At 40.4% G+C, this 17,384-nt stretch carries 13 protein-coding genes; 4 read left to right on the top strand and 9 right to left on the bottom strand.

Translation table 11 applies throughout. The annotated features are described in order from the left end of the window. The first annotated feature begins 1,446 nt into the window (after positions 1 to 1,446). Positions 1,447 to 2,805, top strand: a complete 1,359-nt coding sequence (locus tag ACWICE_RS10050) for a Gfo/Idh/MocA family protein (RefSeq protein ID WP_454298268.1) — start codon at positions 1,447 to 1,449, stop codon at positions 2,803 to 2,805. Between the two features lie 9 nt (positions 2,806 to 2,814). Here ACWICE_RS10050 and ACWICE_RS10045 read toward each other — a convergent pair whose 3' ends face one another. Both ACWICE_RS10045 and ACWICE_RS10040 read right to left on the bottom strand, forming a co-directional pair. Then, positions 2,815 to 3,783 (bottom strand): helix-turn-helix transcriptional regulator, encoded by a 969-nt coding sequence (locus ACWICE_RS10045; RefSeq protein WP_185216674.1) that lies wholly within the window; start codon positions 3,781 to 3,783, stop codon positions 2,815 to 2,817. Between the two features lie 7 nt (positions 3,784 to 3,790). Further along, positions 3,791 to 4,627 carry an MBL fold metallo-hydrolase gene (locus ACWICE_RS10040; RefSeq protein ID WP_313189150.1) on the bottom strand — a complete coding sequence of 279 codons (837 nt, stop codon included), beginning with the start codon at positions 4,625 to 4,627 and terminating at the stop codon, positions 3,791 to 3,793. A 203-nt stretch (positions 4,628 to 4,830) separates the two neighbouring features. Here ACWICE_RS10040 and ACWICE_RS10035 point away from each other — a divergent pair, with 203 nt between their 5' ends. Together ACWICE_RS10035 and ACWICE_RS10030 are read left to right on the top strand one after the other, a co-directional pair. Beyond that, positions 4,831 to 5,955 (top strand): aldo/keto reductase, encoded by a 1,125-nt coding sequence (locus ACWICE_RS10035; RefSeq protein WP_454298267.1) that lies wholly within the window; start codon positions 4,831 to 4,833, stop codon positions 5,953 to 5,955. 63 nt (positions 5,956 to 6,018) lie between these two features. Then, positions 6,019 to 6,462, top strand: a complete 444-nt coding sequence (locus tag ACWICE_RS10030; protein ID WP_454298266.1) for a putative quinol monooxygenase — start codon at positions 6,019 to 6,021, stop codon at positions 6,460 to 6,462. Between the two features lie 98 nt (positions 6,463 to 6,560). On the opposite strand, the gene ACWICE_RS10025 is transcribed toward ACWICE_RS10030, so the two are convergent. The 3 genes from ACWICE_RS10025 to ACWICE_RS10015 all read right to left on the bottom strand — a co-directional run bounded on the left by ACWICE_RS10025 (position 6,561) and on the right by ACWICE_RS10015 (position 12,714). Further along, positions 6,561 to 6,839: a hypothetical protein gene (locus ACWICE_RS10025; RefSeq protein WP_454298265.1), complete on the bottom strand. Its 279-nt coding sequence runs from the start codon at positions 6,837 to 6,839 to the stop codon at positions 6,561 to 6,563. A gap of 687 nt (positions 6,840 to 7,526) precedes the next feature. Then, on the bottom strand, positions 7,527 to 9,716 hold the full coding sequence (locus tag ACWICE_RS10020) for a glutamine synthetase III family protein (protein ID WP_185212474.1): 2,190 nt from the start codon (positions 9,714 to 9,716) through the stop codon (positions 7,527 to 7,529). 202 nt (positions 9,717 to 9,918) lie between these two features. After that, positions 9,919 to 12,714: a S9 family peptidase gene (locus tag ACWICE_RS10015; RefSeq protein WP_454298264.1), complete on the bottom strand. Its 2,796-nt coding sequence runs from the start codon at positions 12,712 to 12,714 to the stop codon at positions 9,919 to 9,921. 99 nt (positions 12,715 to 12,813) lie between these two features. Here ACWICE_RS10015 and ACWICE_RS10010 point away from each other — a divergent pair, with 99 nt between their 5' ends. Next, on the top strand, positions 12,814 to 13,548 hold the full coding sequence (locus tag ACWICE_RS10010) for an SIMPL domain-containing protein (protein WP_185212470.1): 735 nt from the start codon (positions 12,814 to 12,816) through the stop codon (positions 13,546 to 13,548). Between the two features lie 840 nt (positions 13,549 to 14,388). On the opposite strand, the gene ACWICE_RS10005 is transcribed toward ACWICE_RS10010, so the two are convergent. The 4 genes from ACWICE_RS10005 to ACWICE_RS09990 all read right to left on the bottom strand — a co-directional run bounded on the left by ACWICE_RS10005 (position 14,389) and on the right by ACWICE_RS09990 (position 17,350). Beyond that, positions 14,389 to 14,784, bottom strand: a complete 396-nt coding sequence (locus tag ACWICE_RS10005; RefSeq protein ID WP_313259617.1) for a PepSY-like domain-containing protein — start codon at positions 14,782 to 14,784, stop codon at positions 14,389 to 14,391. A gap of 92 nt (positions 14,785 to 14,876) precedes the next feature. Continuing rightward, on the bottom strand, positions 14,877 to 15,320 hold the full coding sequence (locus tag ACWICE_RS10000) for a PepSY-like domain-containing protein (RefSeq protein WP_185212466.1): 444 nt from the start codon (positions 15,318 to 15,320) through the stop codon (positions 14,877 to 14,879). 81 nt (positions 15,321 to 15,401) lie between these two features. After that, on the bottom strand, positions 15,402 to 16,679 hold the full coding sequence (locus tag ACWICE_RS09995) for a sensor histidine kinase (RefSeq protein ID WP_454298263.1): 1,278 nt from the start codon (positions 16,677 to 16,679) through the stop codon (positions 15,402 to 15,404). After that, entirely contained in the window at positions 16,679 to 17,350 is a 672-nt protein-coding gene (locus tag ACWICE_RS09990) for a response regulator transcription factor (protein WP_313259613.1), read from the bottom strand. Before ACWICE_RS09990 ends, ACWICE_RS09995 begins: the two co-directional genes overlap by 1 nt. Positions 17,351 to 17,384 lie beyond the last annotated feature (34 nt).

Below are 17,384 nucleotides of genomic sequence, written 5' to 3'. Positions count from 1 at the left end.
ACTTTTATTTTATATGTATATACTTATTAATTTTAATTGTATGTTTTTCTATGTTATTTTTGTGATATAAACGGTAAAATATTACCTATAGCACTGCTTTATACCTATGAAAATCAATAAATTACAACATTAATAAGTTTTTGTTATTTTTGTTTGTCCAGTATGTTTATACAATAACGAGTTAGCGCGTTAGGACATAAACGAATAATCAACCAGTAATTTTTACTGAAACCTAAGATTCTCGTTTAGTAAATTGAATTAATGTTACTTGTGGGGGATTATGAGGGTGATTCCCCATTAAGTAATATTTGGACCTTTCAAATTTTTTGAATCCCTCTTTAGCATTTTTATTCTGAACGATCAGTGAGGAATCTGTACGGTTCTCCACCTTATGATCTTGTCATACTCAATCGAAGATTGAGGACCTGTACGCCAATGCCTTCGGTAATTGATTAATTCCGTAAAATTCCGAGATTCTTCCTTCGAACCATTGGCAAGTTGAATTTCAAACAATTCTCTTAGTTACTTTTGAAGCCCAAAAGTAACCAAAAGGCTTCCTTCGGAAGGAAAATGTTCCTTAACTCATTAACAATGCAGAATTCCTGTAATAAAAAGAACCCTAGAAGGGTTCAATTATTTTAGCAATCCCAACGCGCAGGGCAACGGCATTCTTTCCATTTTTCCGCCATTGGAAATGAGCCGGTTGCTAAAGGACTTCCTTTGGAAGGATGGAGTTTGTTTTGAAAACCACCAGCGGGGGTGAAATGTTTTTCAATAAATCTTTTGTGTCACCCTGAGGGCTTTCCCCGAAGGGTCTCGGACCTATCCATTCTTTATTTGAAATAGTTTACTCATCTTACGATTCGTAATGACAACCATCTCAAAAAAATAAAAACAATAGATTCTTCGTTTCACTCTGAATCCCTCTTTAGAGCATTTTGATTCTGAACGATAAGTGAGGAATCTGTACGCCAATGCCTTCGGTAATTGATTAAGTCTGTAAAATTCCGAAATTCTTCCTTCGTCAGAATGACATCGTGGCGGAAACCGAAGGTGCAGGAAAGTACGCCATACAATCCTATTAAATGTTCCAAATATGAAGCGGGCGAATGCGATTCGCCCCTACCAAGCGTAATAAATTAATAACCGAAAGGCATATCACCAATGATTTTGGTTTAATAATCCTGTGCTGGGTCTCGACTCCGCTCGTCCATCAGAATTGATCTTGGTCTATCCTCCAATCCCGTTTCCTGAGTGGCGTCGAAGGACATCCTGGTTCGTTCCCAGTTCTTGGTCCATCCTCTAATCCATTCAATCCTGGTTCAAAAAAACACCAATCCTCCCAAGCCAAATGTCTCAAATCTCAAATCTCACATCTCATATCTATTGACTATTATTTAATTTTTGCCTATCTTAAAAGCTATAAACCTTTAAACCTCTATCCTTATGGGAAACATAAACCTCAATCGTAGGCAATTTATTTTTGGAACTGGTGCCTTACTGTCCATTGCTGCCTTGCAGCAGGCGGGCTTTGCAGCGGAAATATTAAAAGCTAGAACGGTAGCCTTGATTGGTGCCGGATGGTATGGTAAAAGTGACCTGTTCAGGTTGCTGCAGGTAAGTGATGTAGAGGTGGTTGCGGTTTGTGACGTGGACAAAAAGCACCTGGAGGAAGCCGCAACGTTGATTTCCCAAAAGCAGAAATCCAAAAAGGTACCCAAGAAGTATTCAGATTATAGGAAGCTATTGGCAGAAAATAAGCTGGATCTGGTGTTGGTCGGTACGCCAGACCATTGGCATGCCCTGATCGGTATTGCTGCCATTGAATCGGGAGCACATGTGTATCTGCAAAAGCCCATCAGTGTGGATGTTATGGAGGGTGAAGCGGTGGTTGCTGCGGCAAGAAAGCATAATAGAAAGGTTCAGATCGGTACGCAGCGTAGAAGTACGCCGCATATGATCGATGCCAAGGAAAATATAGTGGAGAAAGGATTGTTGGGTAAAATTTCGTATGTGGAAATGTGCTGTTATTACCATATGAAGAGCAATGCCAATCCGCCAGAAGAACCGGTTCCAGATTTCTTGGATTATGAAATGTGGACAGGTCCTGCGCCATTGCGGCCTTACGATGGGCTTCCGCATGGTGGTTGGTGGCGCGCATTTATGGAGTACGGAAATGGGATAACGGGCGATATGTGCGTGCATATGTTCGATACGGTTCGTTGGATGTTAGGTTTGGGCTGGCCTAAAAAGATATCGGCAACAGGCGGAATTTATGTGCAAAAAGGAGCGAAATCCAATATCGCCGATACGCAGACCGCTATTTTTGAATACGATGACCTAAATTGCGTGTGGACCCACCGTACCTGGGGTACGCCGGCAGATCCGGAATTCCCATGGGCATTTGTGATCTATGGCGATAAGGGAACCCTGAAAGGAAGTACCATGAAATGGGAATTTATTCCGGAAAAAGGGGAGAAGATCGTCCGTGATGTGGTCTATGAAAGAGAGCAATACCCTGAGGACCTGAAGGAACCTCGTATTGAACTCAATGCCGCACCAGCGACAAGAGGTCAGATGCGGAACCTGCTTTCCGCCATCGATAAAAATACATTACCCGTTGCAGATGTGCTTCAGGGACATATCTCTACAGCATCCTGTATTCTGGCAAACCTGTCCATGGAATTAAATCGTCCATTGGTCTATGATCCGGAGAAGAAAGTCTGTGTAGGAGATGAAGAAGCTACAAAGAGATTGAAAAGAGAATATAGGGCACCTTGGAAACATCCTTACCAAGGCGCTTAAAAAGAAATACTATTTTATGTTGTTTTGTATAGCCTGAAAGAGTTTATTAAAGCTGTGCTTAAGCTCTTCAGGCTCTTTTATTTCTATCTTGTCGCCAAACATCATGAGCCATCTCGGGAACTCATGTTCGATGTCTCGGCTTTCAAAAACCATTTCTATTTTATCCCCAACCTTAGCTTCAGATACAAATCCATAAGTGTTTCTTTGCCAGCGCATAAAAGGAGCGAAGTCCCGGCTAACCAGAACCTTGGATTTGATCTTGGGTAGCTCGGGGGATTTCTGGTTCGACATGTATTCATCAATGCTGATATGCCTTTTGCTGAACTTGTTTTCTAGCGCTGTGACCTGTGCAATCCGATCGCTCCGGAACTGCCTGAAGTCCATACGTTGCAGGCAATAGGCAACGATATACCAAAACCCTATCTCGTGGACAATGCCAATAGGTTCGATAATCCTTAGGATGGCTTCGTCATCCTTGATTCCTTGGTATTCAATTTGGATCTGGGTTTTATTGGCAATAGCTTCAATGGCGGTACTCAATACATGCGGAACCTTTTCAGGGAAGATAGGTACATGTTGTTTGCGCATGATGATCTGTTCCTGCATATTCGTCACCAGGTCTTGGTCATTGCTCTTTAAGATGGCCTTGATTTTCATCAATGCGGAAGAGTAAAGCGAGAAACCTGCTTGATCAAGGTATTTCTCGGCCAACTTTTCCGTAGCGACAAAGCAAAGGGCTTCTTCCTTACTGAATGAAACCGGCGGAAGTCGGTAACCGTCCATAATGCTGTAGCCCATTCCAGCTTCACCAATCAATGGAACCCCTGCCTGCTCCAGGCTTTTGATATCCCTATAAATGGTACGAAGGCTGACATCAAAGCGATCGGCCAATTCCTGCGCCTTTACAACCCTTTTAGATTGCAATTGAATCAATATCTCAACAATACGGTCGAATCTTTTCTTGATATCTACGGACATGAATAGCTTAGATTTCGCTTAATTTAAAAGTGTCTTTCAGTCTAATTCCTTTTTCGGTGTACTGCAAGGTTGCGCATTCATTTACGGAGTCATGCTCGAAGAACATGATATATTCATTATCAACGATCTCTTTCCAGTAATCTTGTCTTTCCTGCATGGTTACCAGTGGTCTCACATCATAGCCCATGACATAGGCAATTGGAATATGTCCTACAGAAGGCAGTAAGTCCGCCATGTAGAGAATGGTTTTTCCTTTGTATTGGATCTGCGGAAGCATCATGGCCTCGGTATGGCCATAGGCAAAGCGCATATGGATCTCAGTGTCGTATTGAGGACTTTCGATATCGATAAAGTTCAGTTGCCCACTTTCTTGGATTGGCATAATGTTCTCCTTCAAAAAAGATGCTTTCTCCCTTGGATTAGGATTAACTGCCCACTCCCAATGATCCTTATTGGACCAATATCTTGCATTTTTGAATGCAGGCAATAGTTTTTCACCTTCTCTTTTAATGGCATCACCACAATGGTCAAAATGCAAATGGGTCAATATTACATCGCTAATGTCATCACGATGGAATCCAAGTTTAGCTAAGGACTTATCCAGCGTATCGTCGCCATGCATATGGAGATGGCTAAAGAATTTCTCATCCTGCTTGTCACCGATTCCAGTATCGACCAAAGTCAATCGCTTGCCATCTTCAATAAGCATCAAACGGTTTGCCCAGGTACATAAGTTCTTATCATCCGCTGGATTCGTTCTCTGCCAGAGGCTTTTTGGAACAACGCCAAACATGGCGCCACCATCTAATTTGAAGAATCCAGTATCTATACTATGTAGTTTCATTTGTGATTGCTTTAACGGTTCCCAATTTGGCAGATCAGCCAAGTATTATAAAAATGATGTTTTAAGTCGGCTAAATCAAGTTTAATTTAAGATTTCCGGCATAATTGCACATAAATGTATTTTTGGTATTTATTTCTGTAATCTATATAAGCTATTAATTGTTTATTGTACAGACCTTTGGAATACACTAAACAAAAGAGAAAATGAGAACAAACAATCGCAGAGAATTCCTAAAGAGTGGTGCATTGGCCGGATTGGGACTGATCAGCTCCAATGTTTTATTTGGCAGTACGACCATGGAAACAAATATGAATAGCAATTCTAATCTCCAAGAAAAGGGAATGCGGATATTAGGTTCGGAAAAACATCAATTAGCGGTGTCCGCATTTGGCTTAGGCTGTATGGGCATGAGTTATCACCGCAGTTTTGTTCCTGACCGTCAGATGAGGATAAACCTGATTAGAAAAGCAGCAGAATTGGGTTTAAACTTCTTCGATACCGCCGAAGCTTATGGTCCGCGGATCAATGAAGAATTAGTTGGAGAGGCCTTACAGCCTATTCGTAAGGATATATTGATAGCAACCAAGTTTGGCTTCGTGGACGGGGTTCCGGCCAAAGGTTTGGACAGCAGACCGGAAACGATCAAGAAGATGGTGGATCAATCCTTAAAACGCTTGAAGACAGATTATATAGATTTGTTATATCAACATCGAGTTGATCCAAATGTTCCGATGGAAGATGTTGCCGGAACAGTAAAGGAATTGATCCAGGCAGGGAAAGTCAGGAACTTTGGCTTGAGTGAAGCGAGTGCTGAAAATATCAGGAAAGCCCATGCTGTGCAACAGGTTACGGCCTTGCAAAGTGAGTATTCCTTGGTTACCCGCCAACCTGAAACCACAGTGATACCTGTTTGTGAGGAATTGGAGATAGGCTTTGTTCCTTACAGTCCATTGAGCAGAGGATTGATAACGGGTTATATCAATGAACGGACGAAATATAATGCTGACAATGATAACCGACCAGCCTTGCCTCGTTATCAAAAGGATGCCATTATTGCCAATTGGCCTTTGATCGATGTGCTTAAGGATTTTGGTGACCATAGAGGGTTGACCGTAGCTCAGGTGGCATTGGCATGGCTATTGGCTCAGAAACCTTTTATAGTTCCCATTCCGGGAACCACTAAACTGGCACACCTGAAAGAAAACCTTGATTCTCGGGATTATCAATTTGATCCGGCAGAATTAAAGGATTTGACCGCCGCATTGGATAAGATCAAGATTGTAGGCGAAAGGGCAGTTGGTCAGCAGGCAAGTCAGATCAATAATTAAGAATTGCTGGCTCAACAATTTTACTGCTTTTTGCGTTATTATTAGAAAAAAAACAGTTATGCTATGGAAATGAAAGAGTATTTGATGAGTTTTTTGGTTTTTTTAATGCTTTTTAGCTTTGGAAATCTGTTTTCTCAAGAAAAATCTGGGGATTTAAGTAGTAATAATCAAATTCACTTGGTCAGGTTAGCAGAAATTGAGGTAATTCCAGAATATTGGGAAGAATATAAGGAAATTGTTCTGCATGGAGCTAGAGAGTCCGTAGAGAAGGAGGAGGGTGTCATATCGATCTTTCCCATGGAGATCCAAGCCGAGAAACATAAAATCAGGATCCTGGAGATCTATAGGGATCAAAAAGCCTATGAAGACCATATCAAGTCCAAACATTTCCAGCATTATAAAACGTCGACCCTGAAAATGATCAAGGATTTGAAACTGGTAGATATGAATGCCTTGGATGTTGGACTTATCAAAAAGATTTTTATTAAAGAAAATATCAGCGATTAGAAAAAGTAACTACCGTAATTGTGGTATCTAATACCGTAATAAGTATAAAAATAACAAGGCTAAAAGCGGGATATTTGAGGAGTTAGTTTGTTATTTTATTAAAGAATAGCATTAATTGAGGGGAAAGGGAAAATCCCCTCTTTTTTTGTGCCAGGATGCCCTTTGACGCCGCTCAGGGTACGGGATGGAGGTTCGACAGGCTCACCCACCGGCTGTGCCAAGAACTCTGTTACTTTTTCGCGGAAAAGTAACCAAACCGCTTCGGCCCATTTAAGATGGCTTTTCGCACCATCCACTACACATGGATAGAATGCCTTGATGTCGGGAATATCTTTTGCAAGATCACCCCTTTTGATGGGATGAACATGAAAAAGCATTCCAAGGCCAATCCCATCGCACTCGGCAACGGCATTCTTTCCATTTTTCCGCCATTGGAAATGAGCCGGTTGCTAAAGGGCTTCCTCCGGAAGGATAATTGATAGTTTAGGTAGGCAACCCTCAGAGGGGGTGGAATCTTTATAGAAATAGGTTGTGTGTAATGGCCAACCCACAGCGTGGGTGAAATGTTTTTCAGTAGTTCTTGTTAAAGAAAGAAAACAGTTCGTTCGCTGTGCTCACGATGACACCGACCTTTTAAAAAACTAAAAATAGATTCTTCGTTTCACTCTGAATCCCTCCCTGGGAACTTCCAATTCTGAACGATCAGTGAGGAATCTGTACGGTTCTCTATAAAAATTGCCTGTCATTCTTTACCGAATGTAAAGGACCTGTACGCCAATATAATCCGCAATGTTTTCTTTCAAAATATGCCCCTATGTTATTTGCCGCCTTTTCAATGGAGGGCAGGACATAATCATGGATCATCCTCTCATCCTTTTAATCCTGATTCAAAACCAGTTCTTGGCCCATCCTCTCATCCTTTGCATCCTGGTTCAAAAGCGTATCCAATATACCCGTACTAAAGTGTCTAAAAACTGCGTTTTGTTCCCTCTACTCCCCAGCAAAAAAGGGGCAATCTTTTCAGATTACCCCTTAATGGTTATTGTTTCTTGTTTAGTTAATGCTTAGTGGATGAAAAGCAATTCGCGTAATTTTGGCAAAGGCCATTTAGCGTCATCAACGATTTTTTCAAGTTTGTTGACGTGGTAGCGGATTTCGTCGAAGAACGGTTTTACAACCTCGTCGTAAGCGATCGCTTTTTCACGCATGTCGTCGATGGTGTTTGCTTTTTTACGGGCTTGACGCATTTCCTCAGCCTGTTCAAGGATAATGTTCACGTGCTTGGAGATACGCTCTACATAGTTTAGCTGTGAACTGTAAGCCTCCTTGCTCAGACCTAAGTCCTTAAGACCTTTTACGTTTTCAATCAATTGGTTTTGATAGATCAAACATGCAGGTGCAATCTGACTAGTTACGACATCACCAATCACACGAGCTTCGATTTGAAGTTTCTTGAAGAAGTTCTCCAATAAGATCTCATGTCTAGCTTCAGATTCACGTCTTGAGAAGATTCCTAGAGTTTCGAAAAGCTCTAGAGATTCTGGTTTTACATAGACATCAAGGGCTTTTGGGGTAGACTTGATGTTGGAAAGTCCTCTGCCAGCCGCTTCAATTTCCCATTCTTCGCTATAGCCATTTCCTTCGAAACGGATTGCTTTTGAATCTTTGATGTATTTACGGACAACGTTTAGGATCGCAAGGTCTTTCTTGATTCCTTTTTTGATCTGTTTGTCGACTTCATTTTTGAATTCAATCAATTGCGTAGCAACGATTGCATTCAAGATGGTCATTGGCAATGCTGAGTTTGCAGAAGATCCAACAGCGCGGAACTCGAATTTATTGCCGGTGAAAGCGAAAGGAGAAGTGCGGTTACGGTCGGTGTTATCCAATTTCAGATCAGGGATTTTTGGAATACCGTGCCATAGGTTTGCATCAGCCTTAACTTTTTTGGCAACGCGAGCAGATTCAACTTCTTCTAGGATTTCATCCAATTGAGAACCTAAGAAGATAGAGATAATTGCTGGAGGAGCCTCGTTGGCACCTAGGCGGTGGTCATTGGAGTGACTTGCGATAGATGCTCTCAATAGGTCAGCATGCTCATAAACAGCTTTGATGGTGTTGACGAAGAACGTCAAGAACATCAGGTTGTTTTTAGGGGTTTTTCCTGGCGAAAGCAGGTTCACACCTGTATTGGTGATCAAGGACCAGTTATTGTGTTTTCCGGATCCGTTTACACCGCTATACGGTTTTTCATGTAATAAAACCTTAAAGTTGTGACGAATGGCAACTTGTTCCATTACGTTCATCAACAATTGGTTATGGTCGATAGCCAAGTTGATCTCTTCAAACATAGGAGCACATTCAAATTGAGAAGGGGCAACCTCGTTGTGACGAGTTTTCAAAGGGATACCTAATTTCAGGGCTTCGTTTTCAAGGTCCACCATGTAAGCTAATACACGCTCAGGAATCGCACCGAAGTAATGGTCCTCTAATTGTTGTCCTTTAGCTGACATGTGTCCGAATAGGGTTCTTCCTGTCAATTGTAGGTCAGGACGAGCATTATATAAGGCAAGGTCAACCAAGAAATATTCTTGTTCGATACCCAAAGAAGCATTTACTTTGGTAACGGCTTTATCAAAATATTGAGCAACATCAGTTGCAGCTTTGTCAATAGAAGCGATAGCTTTTAATAAAGGCGCTTTGTAATCTAGGGACTCGCCAGTGTAAGAAACGAATACGGTAGGGATACATAAGGTTTTGCCAGCACCAGTTTCAAAGATAAAGGCAGGGGATGAAGGGTCCCAAGCAGTATAACCCCTAGCTTCGAAAGTATTACGGATACCACCGTTCGGGAAAGAAGAAGCATCTGGTTCTTGTTGTACCAATGCATCCGCGTTGAATTTCTCAATTGCGCTTCCATCCGTGTCCGGTTCAAAAAAAGCATCGTGTTTTTCAGCTGTTGATCCAGTCAAAGGTTGAAACCAGTGGGTATAGTGCGAAGCACCATTTTCTAGGGCCCAAGTTTTCATGGCTTGCGCGATGTAGTCTGCTAATTCTCTGCTGATCTGTTTTCCTTCGTCGATAGATGATTTTAATTCGCTAAAAGTAGACTTTGAAAGGTAATCTCTCATTTTAGAGATGCTGAACACATTTTTATTGAAAATGTGAATTGCGCGTTCTGAATTTACCTCAGTTGTTTCGTTGAACATGTGCTTTGAGGCAGTTTCAACTGCGGCTAGTCTGGAGTTTAACATGCTGTTAATATTAGATATACTTAAGTTTTTGTTGATTACTGATTTTTTCTTCTAAATTTTTATCAAAAGTATAGGAAAAACATTTTACTTGGATAAAATTTTTGAAAAAAAAATGTAAAAAAGTATGGTTTTTAGTGTTTTTTAACAAAAACAGGCGGTAATTATTGAAAATTACCGCCTGTTTTGAGTTTCTATTGTAAAATTAGTTGACTTCAAGTCCCCAATCTATACCTTTTTCTGTTGCTTTGACTCCTTTCTTGATCCAATTTGCTGCTGGTTTTCCTTTTAGGAAGTGATCGAAGAATTGAGCTTCGCGAATTTGAATGTCTTTTCGGTTCTGTCTTTGGATTAGATTGTGGTCATCACCGTTATAGTTCAATAACCAAACCGGTTTATTCAACCTTCTCAATGCGGTAAAGAATTCTATCCCTTGGTACCAAGGCACAGCTCCGTCATTGTCGTTATGCATGATCGCCACAGGGGTGTTGACCTTGTCCATAAAGAACAGTGGCGAGTTCTCAATATATAGATCTCTAGCTTCCCAAAGCGGCTTTCCGATACGGCTTTGTGTATTCTCATATTGGAACTGTCTGGACATTCCCGTTCCCCAACGGATTCCACCGTAGGCCGAGGTCATGTTGACAACAGGAGCTCCAGCCCATGCTGCGGCATACATATCGGTACGGGTAATCAGGTGTGCAACTTGATAACCACCCCAGCTCTGTCCTTGGATTCCCATTTTAGTGGAGTCCACCCAATTGTTGTTTCTAGCCAAATGATGCATACCCGAATTAATAAACTCTTCAGCTGATCTTCCTGGATAGCCAGTTTCATAACGGATGTCCGGTGCGAAGACCAAATAGCCGTTACTTACGAAATAAGGGATATTCAAACGGGATGGAGTAGGAGCCGGCGCTTGGTAGCCATATAGCCCATCTGATAGCGTTTCATAGAAATAAGCAATAATCGGATATTTCTTATTCGGATCGAAATCTTCAGGCTTATAGAGAATACCTTTCGATTTATAGCCTTTTGGCGTGGTCCAATGTACCAATTCAGCCGTTCCCCAGTTGTAATTCGCCTGTTGAGGGTTAATATCGGATAGTCTGGTTTCGTTTTTGAAGTTCGCTAATAGATATAGATCCGGTGAATGCTGGTAATCCTCTTTTGTATAGATAAGCTTATTCAATTTTTCATCCGCATTAAGCATTCTATAAGCATGCGGACCTGACCATATTTTGCTGATTTCTTTTTTTCCTAACTTATAGAGACCTTGATTTTTGTCGATTTTATTGAAACCATTTAAGAAAACAGTCTTTGACTCATCGATCTGGTTGTAATTGATCCTTGGGTCATCGTTCCTATATAGGTTTTCCATGCGATAGACCATTTGGTTTTGTCTTCCAAGGCCGTGGGTAAGGTTGGTTTTGTTTTTGCCATCAAGACTTAATTTCCAGATATCATATCGGTCATTGATATAGATGTATTTGCCATCCTTTGACCATCCAGCGATTCCATAGGGTCCTGGAGCGGCAGGGACATCATTTTCTTCATCCACAAAGCTGACCTGCAAGCCTTCATTCAGTTGTTTCGTGCTTTCAGATGCGATATGGAAGCTGTACCAATTACCATTGCTACGGTTGAAATAAACGACATAATCGCCGTTTGGTGCTAATGCAGCATATCCAGAGTTAGATTTTGTGACCAATTTATTTTTACCTGTCAGGGTTGATATAGCGTAGATATCAGAACGCATGCCACCTTCCCATTGGGTTTCTATTCTGTATTCCTTGTCGGAAGTCGCCATTGCCCATTCGTTGTCAGCATCGCCGGTCAAGGAGATTCTATTGAATGTTTCATCAGATAATGGAATCACATTTCTATTGGACGCCAGATTGACCATGGCGGTATAGTTCCTGGACAGGTCTCTTCTTAGGTTAACCAATTGCATAGGTTGCAGGTAATCATCTTGCCAGTGCCAGATATCCACTTTGGCATGTTCGAATTCCACCAAAGTGGTGTCCTTTACCCTTGGAATTGGAGCCAATCCGAAAAACAGTCTTTTTCCAGATTTGCTAAAGGTTAAGGAGCCATCACCGGATACAAACCAGTTTTGAGGAATCCCATTGGAATTTCTATCAGCCAATATCACGGCGGAGTCTTGATTTGCTGTATAATAATAAAGCTTATATTCCTTTAGCAGGGATTTTTCAGGAGTCTTGTCCGCTAAGAAACTCAGTTGCTTTGTGGCATCATCAAACTGAATGTTCTTATAAGTTCCTTTCCCTGAGCTTATTTTCTTTTTGGATTTGTTGGCAAGGTCCATGATAAATAGACCGGATTCATTTAAGGAGTCTTTTTCTGGACCTTTAATGGAATAAACCAAGAATTTCCCGTCATCACTCCATTCGTAACTATCCGCTTTTAAGATATTGCTTGTATCAGCCGTATTTAAGTTGAGGACCGTTAAGGTAGGGGTAGGTTTTTCTTTTTTGGATGCAGATTTCGTTTTACTGCTGTCTGAACTATTCGGGATGATGGTTTCGTGCAGGAAGGCGACGAAGTCATTTCCATCCTTAGCGATTTTATAGGATTTCACCTGTGCAAATTTGCTGGACTGGTTTTTAGCGATATTAAAGACCAAAAGAGAGTCCTTCGGCATTTCATCAGGTTTCTTTTTCTTGATCTTTGCCTGCCTTACTTCCTGAAAAGGAGCTTTGATTAAACCAATCAAATGTTTTTCATCCTTGGTCAGCTTAAGGTCTGCACCTCTAGGGACTTGAAGCAGTTGTTGATTGTTTGCATTTTTTACAATGGAAGTCGCATCACCTTCTTGTGGGGTAATGCTATAATAAATCAGATTTCCAGATTTGCTGATCTCAGGTTTACTGATAACATTCCAGGAATCATAAACAGTGTGATCAATTGGTTTTTTCTGTGCATAAGTTAGTGAAATTGCACTTAAACCAAATAGTATTAAGCCAAATTTACGTTTCATATAAATTGATGTTTGGAATTTCAATAATACCCAAAATTTGTTAACTTAGGTTAGGTTAAAAGATAACAATTTTAGTATAATCGCATTAATTCACTTTATATGAAAAACACAGGTATTATAATCAGTATTATCGCCGGCCTATCCATCATTGTGTTTGCCATGATCTTTGGTAATGCCTATAAGTATAAGTACAGAAATTCCAATACGATTAATGTGACCGGTAATGCGATGACTAATTTTGAGTCTGATATCGTGAAATGGTCTGCAGTGTTCAGCCGTAAATCCATGGATTTAAGTGAAGCTTCCGAACAATTGAAGCGAGATCGTGAATTGGTGAAGGATTTTTTGGTTCGCCAAGGGATCAATGAAAAAGAGATTCTGTTCAATGCCGTTAATATTGCCCGTGACTTTACCTACCATACCGATCAGAATGGAAATAGCTTCAATACCTTTACCGGATATAGCCTTTCCCAAAATGTTTCCATTGAATCAAAAGATTTAGATAAGGTTGCCAACGCTTCGCGTGAAATCTCCACCTTGATCTCGCAAGGGGTAGAGTTGGCCTCCAATGCTCCTAACTACTATTTCTCGGGTCTTGAAGACCTGAAATTGAAGTTAATCTCAGAGGCCTCCCAGAATGCAAAGGTAAGGGCAGAAAACATCGCTAAGGAAGCGGGATCTTCTTTAGGTTCTCTTGTCAAAGCCGATTTAGGGATCTTCCAGATTACCGGTCAGAATGAAAATGAAGAATATTCCTATGGTGGTGCCTTTAATGTGACCTCCAGAAAGAAAACTGCGAATATTACCGTGAAGACGAGTTATTTATCTGAATAGTATTTAAGTATATAGTATTTAGTATTTAGACTTTGTTGGTCTTGGATATTGAGATAGGTTGAGTCAATTATAGTTGATTGGCTAGAAACTGGGCTTGATGCCGCTCGGGGTACTGGATGCGAGGATGGACCAAGATTATGATTTGAACGTAGTTTCTAAGACTATATTTAATCATATTTCCGTAGGGGCGAATCGCATTCGCCCGCTTCATATTTTGAATAAATAATAGGTTTGTAATACGTGATTTCCTACATTTTCGGTTTCCGCCACGGTGTCATTCTGACGCAGGAAGAATCTTGGAACTATGCAAACCTAATTTCATTGGCGAACAGGTCCTTGATCTTCGATCAAGAATGACAAGAACATGTTGAGGCATTCACGTACAGATTCTTCACTGATCGTTCAGAATTGGAAGCCTCCTGAGAGGGATTCAGAGTAAAACGAAGAATCTATTTCTTATTTTTTTAGGGATGCGGGTCATTTCGAATCGCAAGATGAGAAAACTGTTTTTGGCAAGCCTGCTTAGTTCCGAGACCCTTCGGCCGAGCCTTCAGGGTGACACAAAAGGGTTATAGAAAAATATTTCACCCCCGCTAGGGGTTGTCCTTTTGACGATTTACCTTTCTATAAACATTTCACCCACTCTGTGGGTTGACCATTTCAAACATACAATTTCTATAAAGATGTCACACCCCGCTGGTTTCTTTCTCTACAGTAACAAACCGTCTTAATACTAAATACTTACTACTAAATACTAATTAATGATATAAAGAAAGGTCCTATGATGTTCCACAGGACCTTTTTGTCTAAATACTAAATACTTTCTACTAAATACAACTTTTACGGATCTATCCTAACGAATTTACCGTCTTTGTCGAATACTAGATCTAAGCCGTTTGTAAGTTCGACATCGTAGCCGTGTTTTTCTTTTTCAATGCTATTGATGCCAGCATTCGCATAGTTTTGTTTTACATAGTCTCTGATAGCTGTAGGGATCAAATTATCTGGTAATGTTGCTGTATCGGCTTTAGCGTCGATATCTAACCATTGACCATTTTTGTCGAATTTGATTTCTATTCCGTTATCAAGGAGTACATCAAATTCTTTTCCAGAAAGCCCTTCTTTTTCTTCAACTACGGATAAGATTTTCACGCCTTTGAAGTTTTCGTTTAAGAATTGATTTGCACTTTGTGGAAGCTGATCCTCAGTAATTACAGACTCTTTATCACAAGACATCGTTAAAGTAGCGAATGATAGAAGAACAGTTAGTGCTAGAAGTAATTTTTTCATTTTAAAGTTTTATTAAGATTATTGTGTGTGTATTTCAATTAGTCATCGATCTTGATGAAGTCTGCATTTTTGTTGAATTTAACTTCGATTCCGTTGGTTAATTCAACCTCATATCCCTTTTTTTCTTTTTTGATCTGTACGATATTGTTGTCAGGGAAGCTTTTTTGAACATAAGATTTAATTTTTGCAGGAACGATGTCTTGAGGTACTGCAACAGTATTTGCATCTACTTCAGTCCATTCACCCTTGCTATCAAATTCTACTTCAGTTCCACTTGCAAGCACTACCTTGTATTCAATAGGGGATAATGTTTCCTTTTCAGATTTTGTCAAGGCAACTTTATCATTTGCATAATGCTTTTGAAGGAAGTTTTGCGCTGTTTTAGGCAAGTTTGCAACTTCAATTACTTTTTCCTGAGCCATTGCTTGGAAAGATGATCCAGCAATAAACAATAACATCAGTGTTTTTATTAGATTTTTCATATCGTTTAATTTTTTGTTTAATCAAATTTCTATGTCAAATCTGGAAAGAATTGGGAAAAAGGGGTTTATTTCTAAATTATTTCAAATTTTTAGTTTAAAATGCTGTTCTGCTTGGGCATATCCGTATTCAATTTGGATATGAGGGTATTTGTCCAGGATCGTTTGGACAATCGATAGACCTAGCCCATTGGATTGACTATCCTGATTGCCTTTATGGAAGCGTTTGAAGATATACTGTGGGTTTAAGGCTCCATTTTCACTGCTATTGGCAAAGTCAATCTCTCTTTTGTTTACCGTTATTCGGATAAACCCATCTTTATAATTGTATTTTATGGCATTCCTAAGCAGGTTGGAAATCAAGATGTGGGCAAGGTCAAAGTTGAGATTAGCAATAAATTGATCATGCTGGATAAAATCGACTTTTAGTTCCTTGAATTGAATGAAATCCTCCAGTTCTTCCAGTTTCCTTTTGATCAGGTCATTGAAATTGACCTCAGTGCTGCTGCTGTATTGATTGTTCTCGATCCTGGAAAGCATAAGCAAGGATTTATTCAGGGCCACCATCCGGTGAAGAGCCTGTTTAGCTTCAGCAATCTTAATGGTTTTTTCCTCAGGGAGGTCACCTTCTTGCAGGAGCAGGTCTAATTTGCCGATAGTAATGGCCAAAGGCGTTTGGAGCTCATGGGATGCATTCTCCAAAAACAGCTTTTGTTCTTCGAATAGGCCTTCATTGCGGTCTATCATTTGCTTGATCTGGGTATTTAGCTCTTCAAACTCCTTGACCTTGGTGACGGTGGGTTCGAAGGTTTTACTATGACCAAATCGGTAGTTGCTTAGGTTTTTTAAAATATTTTGAAATGGTTTCCAGCCCTTGCTCATCACGAAATAATTGATGATCAATATGCTTAAAACGATTACAAGGTATAAAACTGCAAGCGCTATGGCGAGATTGATCAGGTAATCATCCTCTTCGACAGTGGATGTTCTGATGTCCAGGCCATAGGCTATCCTATCTTTTGAGTAGAAGCCCGTTCTTAAGATTCTGTATGGTTCATCCTCATCATCATAGGGCATATACATAAATTCCCTTGAAAAATGGTTTTTGTCAATATCTTCCTTGGCTTCGGTCAGGTATATCTTGAACTGGTTTATCCCATATTCCTTGTTATTATTGATAATATCGGGATTATTGTAGGCTTCTCGGATAATTTCTAACTTTTGGTTCTTTAGGCCATCATCGATGTTATCATAGACCTCGTCCATCAGGAAGGCATAGAACAGCAATGCCCATACTGCCATAATGATCAGGATGGCAATGGCCAGAAACTTATTGGTGTAATATTTTATTGAAACCGACATTATACTAATTTATACCCGACCCCATAAACTGCCTGAATATCCATTTCCGCTGAAGAATCTTTCAGTTTCTTGCGGATGTTTTTAATTTGTGAATAGATAAAGTCCAGATTGTCAGCTTGATCGGTATGGTCTCCCCAAACCGACTCAACCAAACTTGTTTTTTCCAGTAACCTGTTCGGTCTTAGTAGGAAATAGTGGAACAGGTCAAACTCCTTACGGTTGAAGTTGATGGGGTTTTCATTGATCTGGACAATTCTGCTCTCGGGGTTAAGACTAACATTTTTATATTTTACCCATTGTTCACCATCATTGGAATTCCTGCGGATAATGGATTTCACCCTAGCCAGCAATTCAGCAAGGTGGAAGGGTTTGGCGAGATAATCGTCTGCCCCGATCTCTAATCCCAAGACTTTGTCCTCAACAGAGTCTTTTGCCGAAAGGATGAGCACCGGTTGTTTTTTATGCTCCTCTTTAAGTGCCCGCAAAATATCGAGTCCACTGCCTCCGGGGAGCATGATATCCAGTAAAATGCAGTCATATTGATAGTTCATGGCTTTTTCTAGGGCTGTATTGTAATCTGTTGCTGATTCAATTAGGAAGTTTTCAGATTTAAGGAATTCTTCCATGGTGAGCAATAGCTCTTTCTCGTCTTCAATAATTAGTATCTTCATCTTATAATAGTTTACAATAAAGCCAATAGATTCT

The organism is Sphingobacterium sp. NPDC055346 (genome assembly GCF_053645235.1).
Note: the sequence above shows the minus strand (reverse complement) of the source record. Positions and strands in the feature narration are given on the sequence as shown.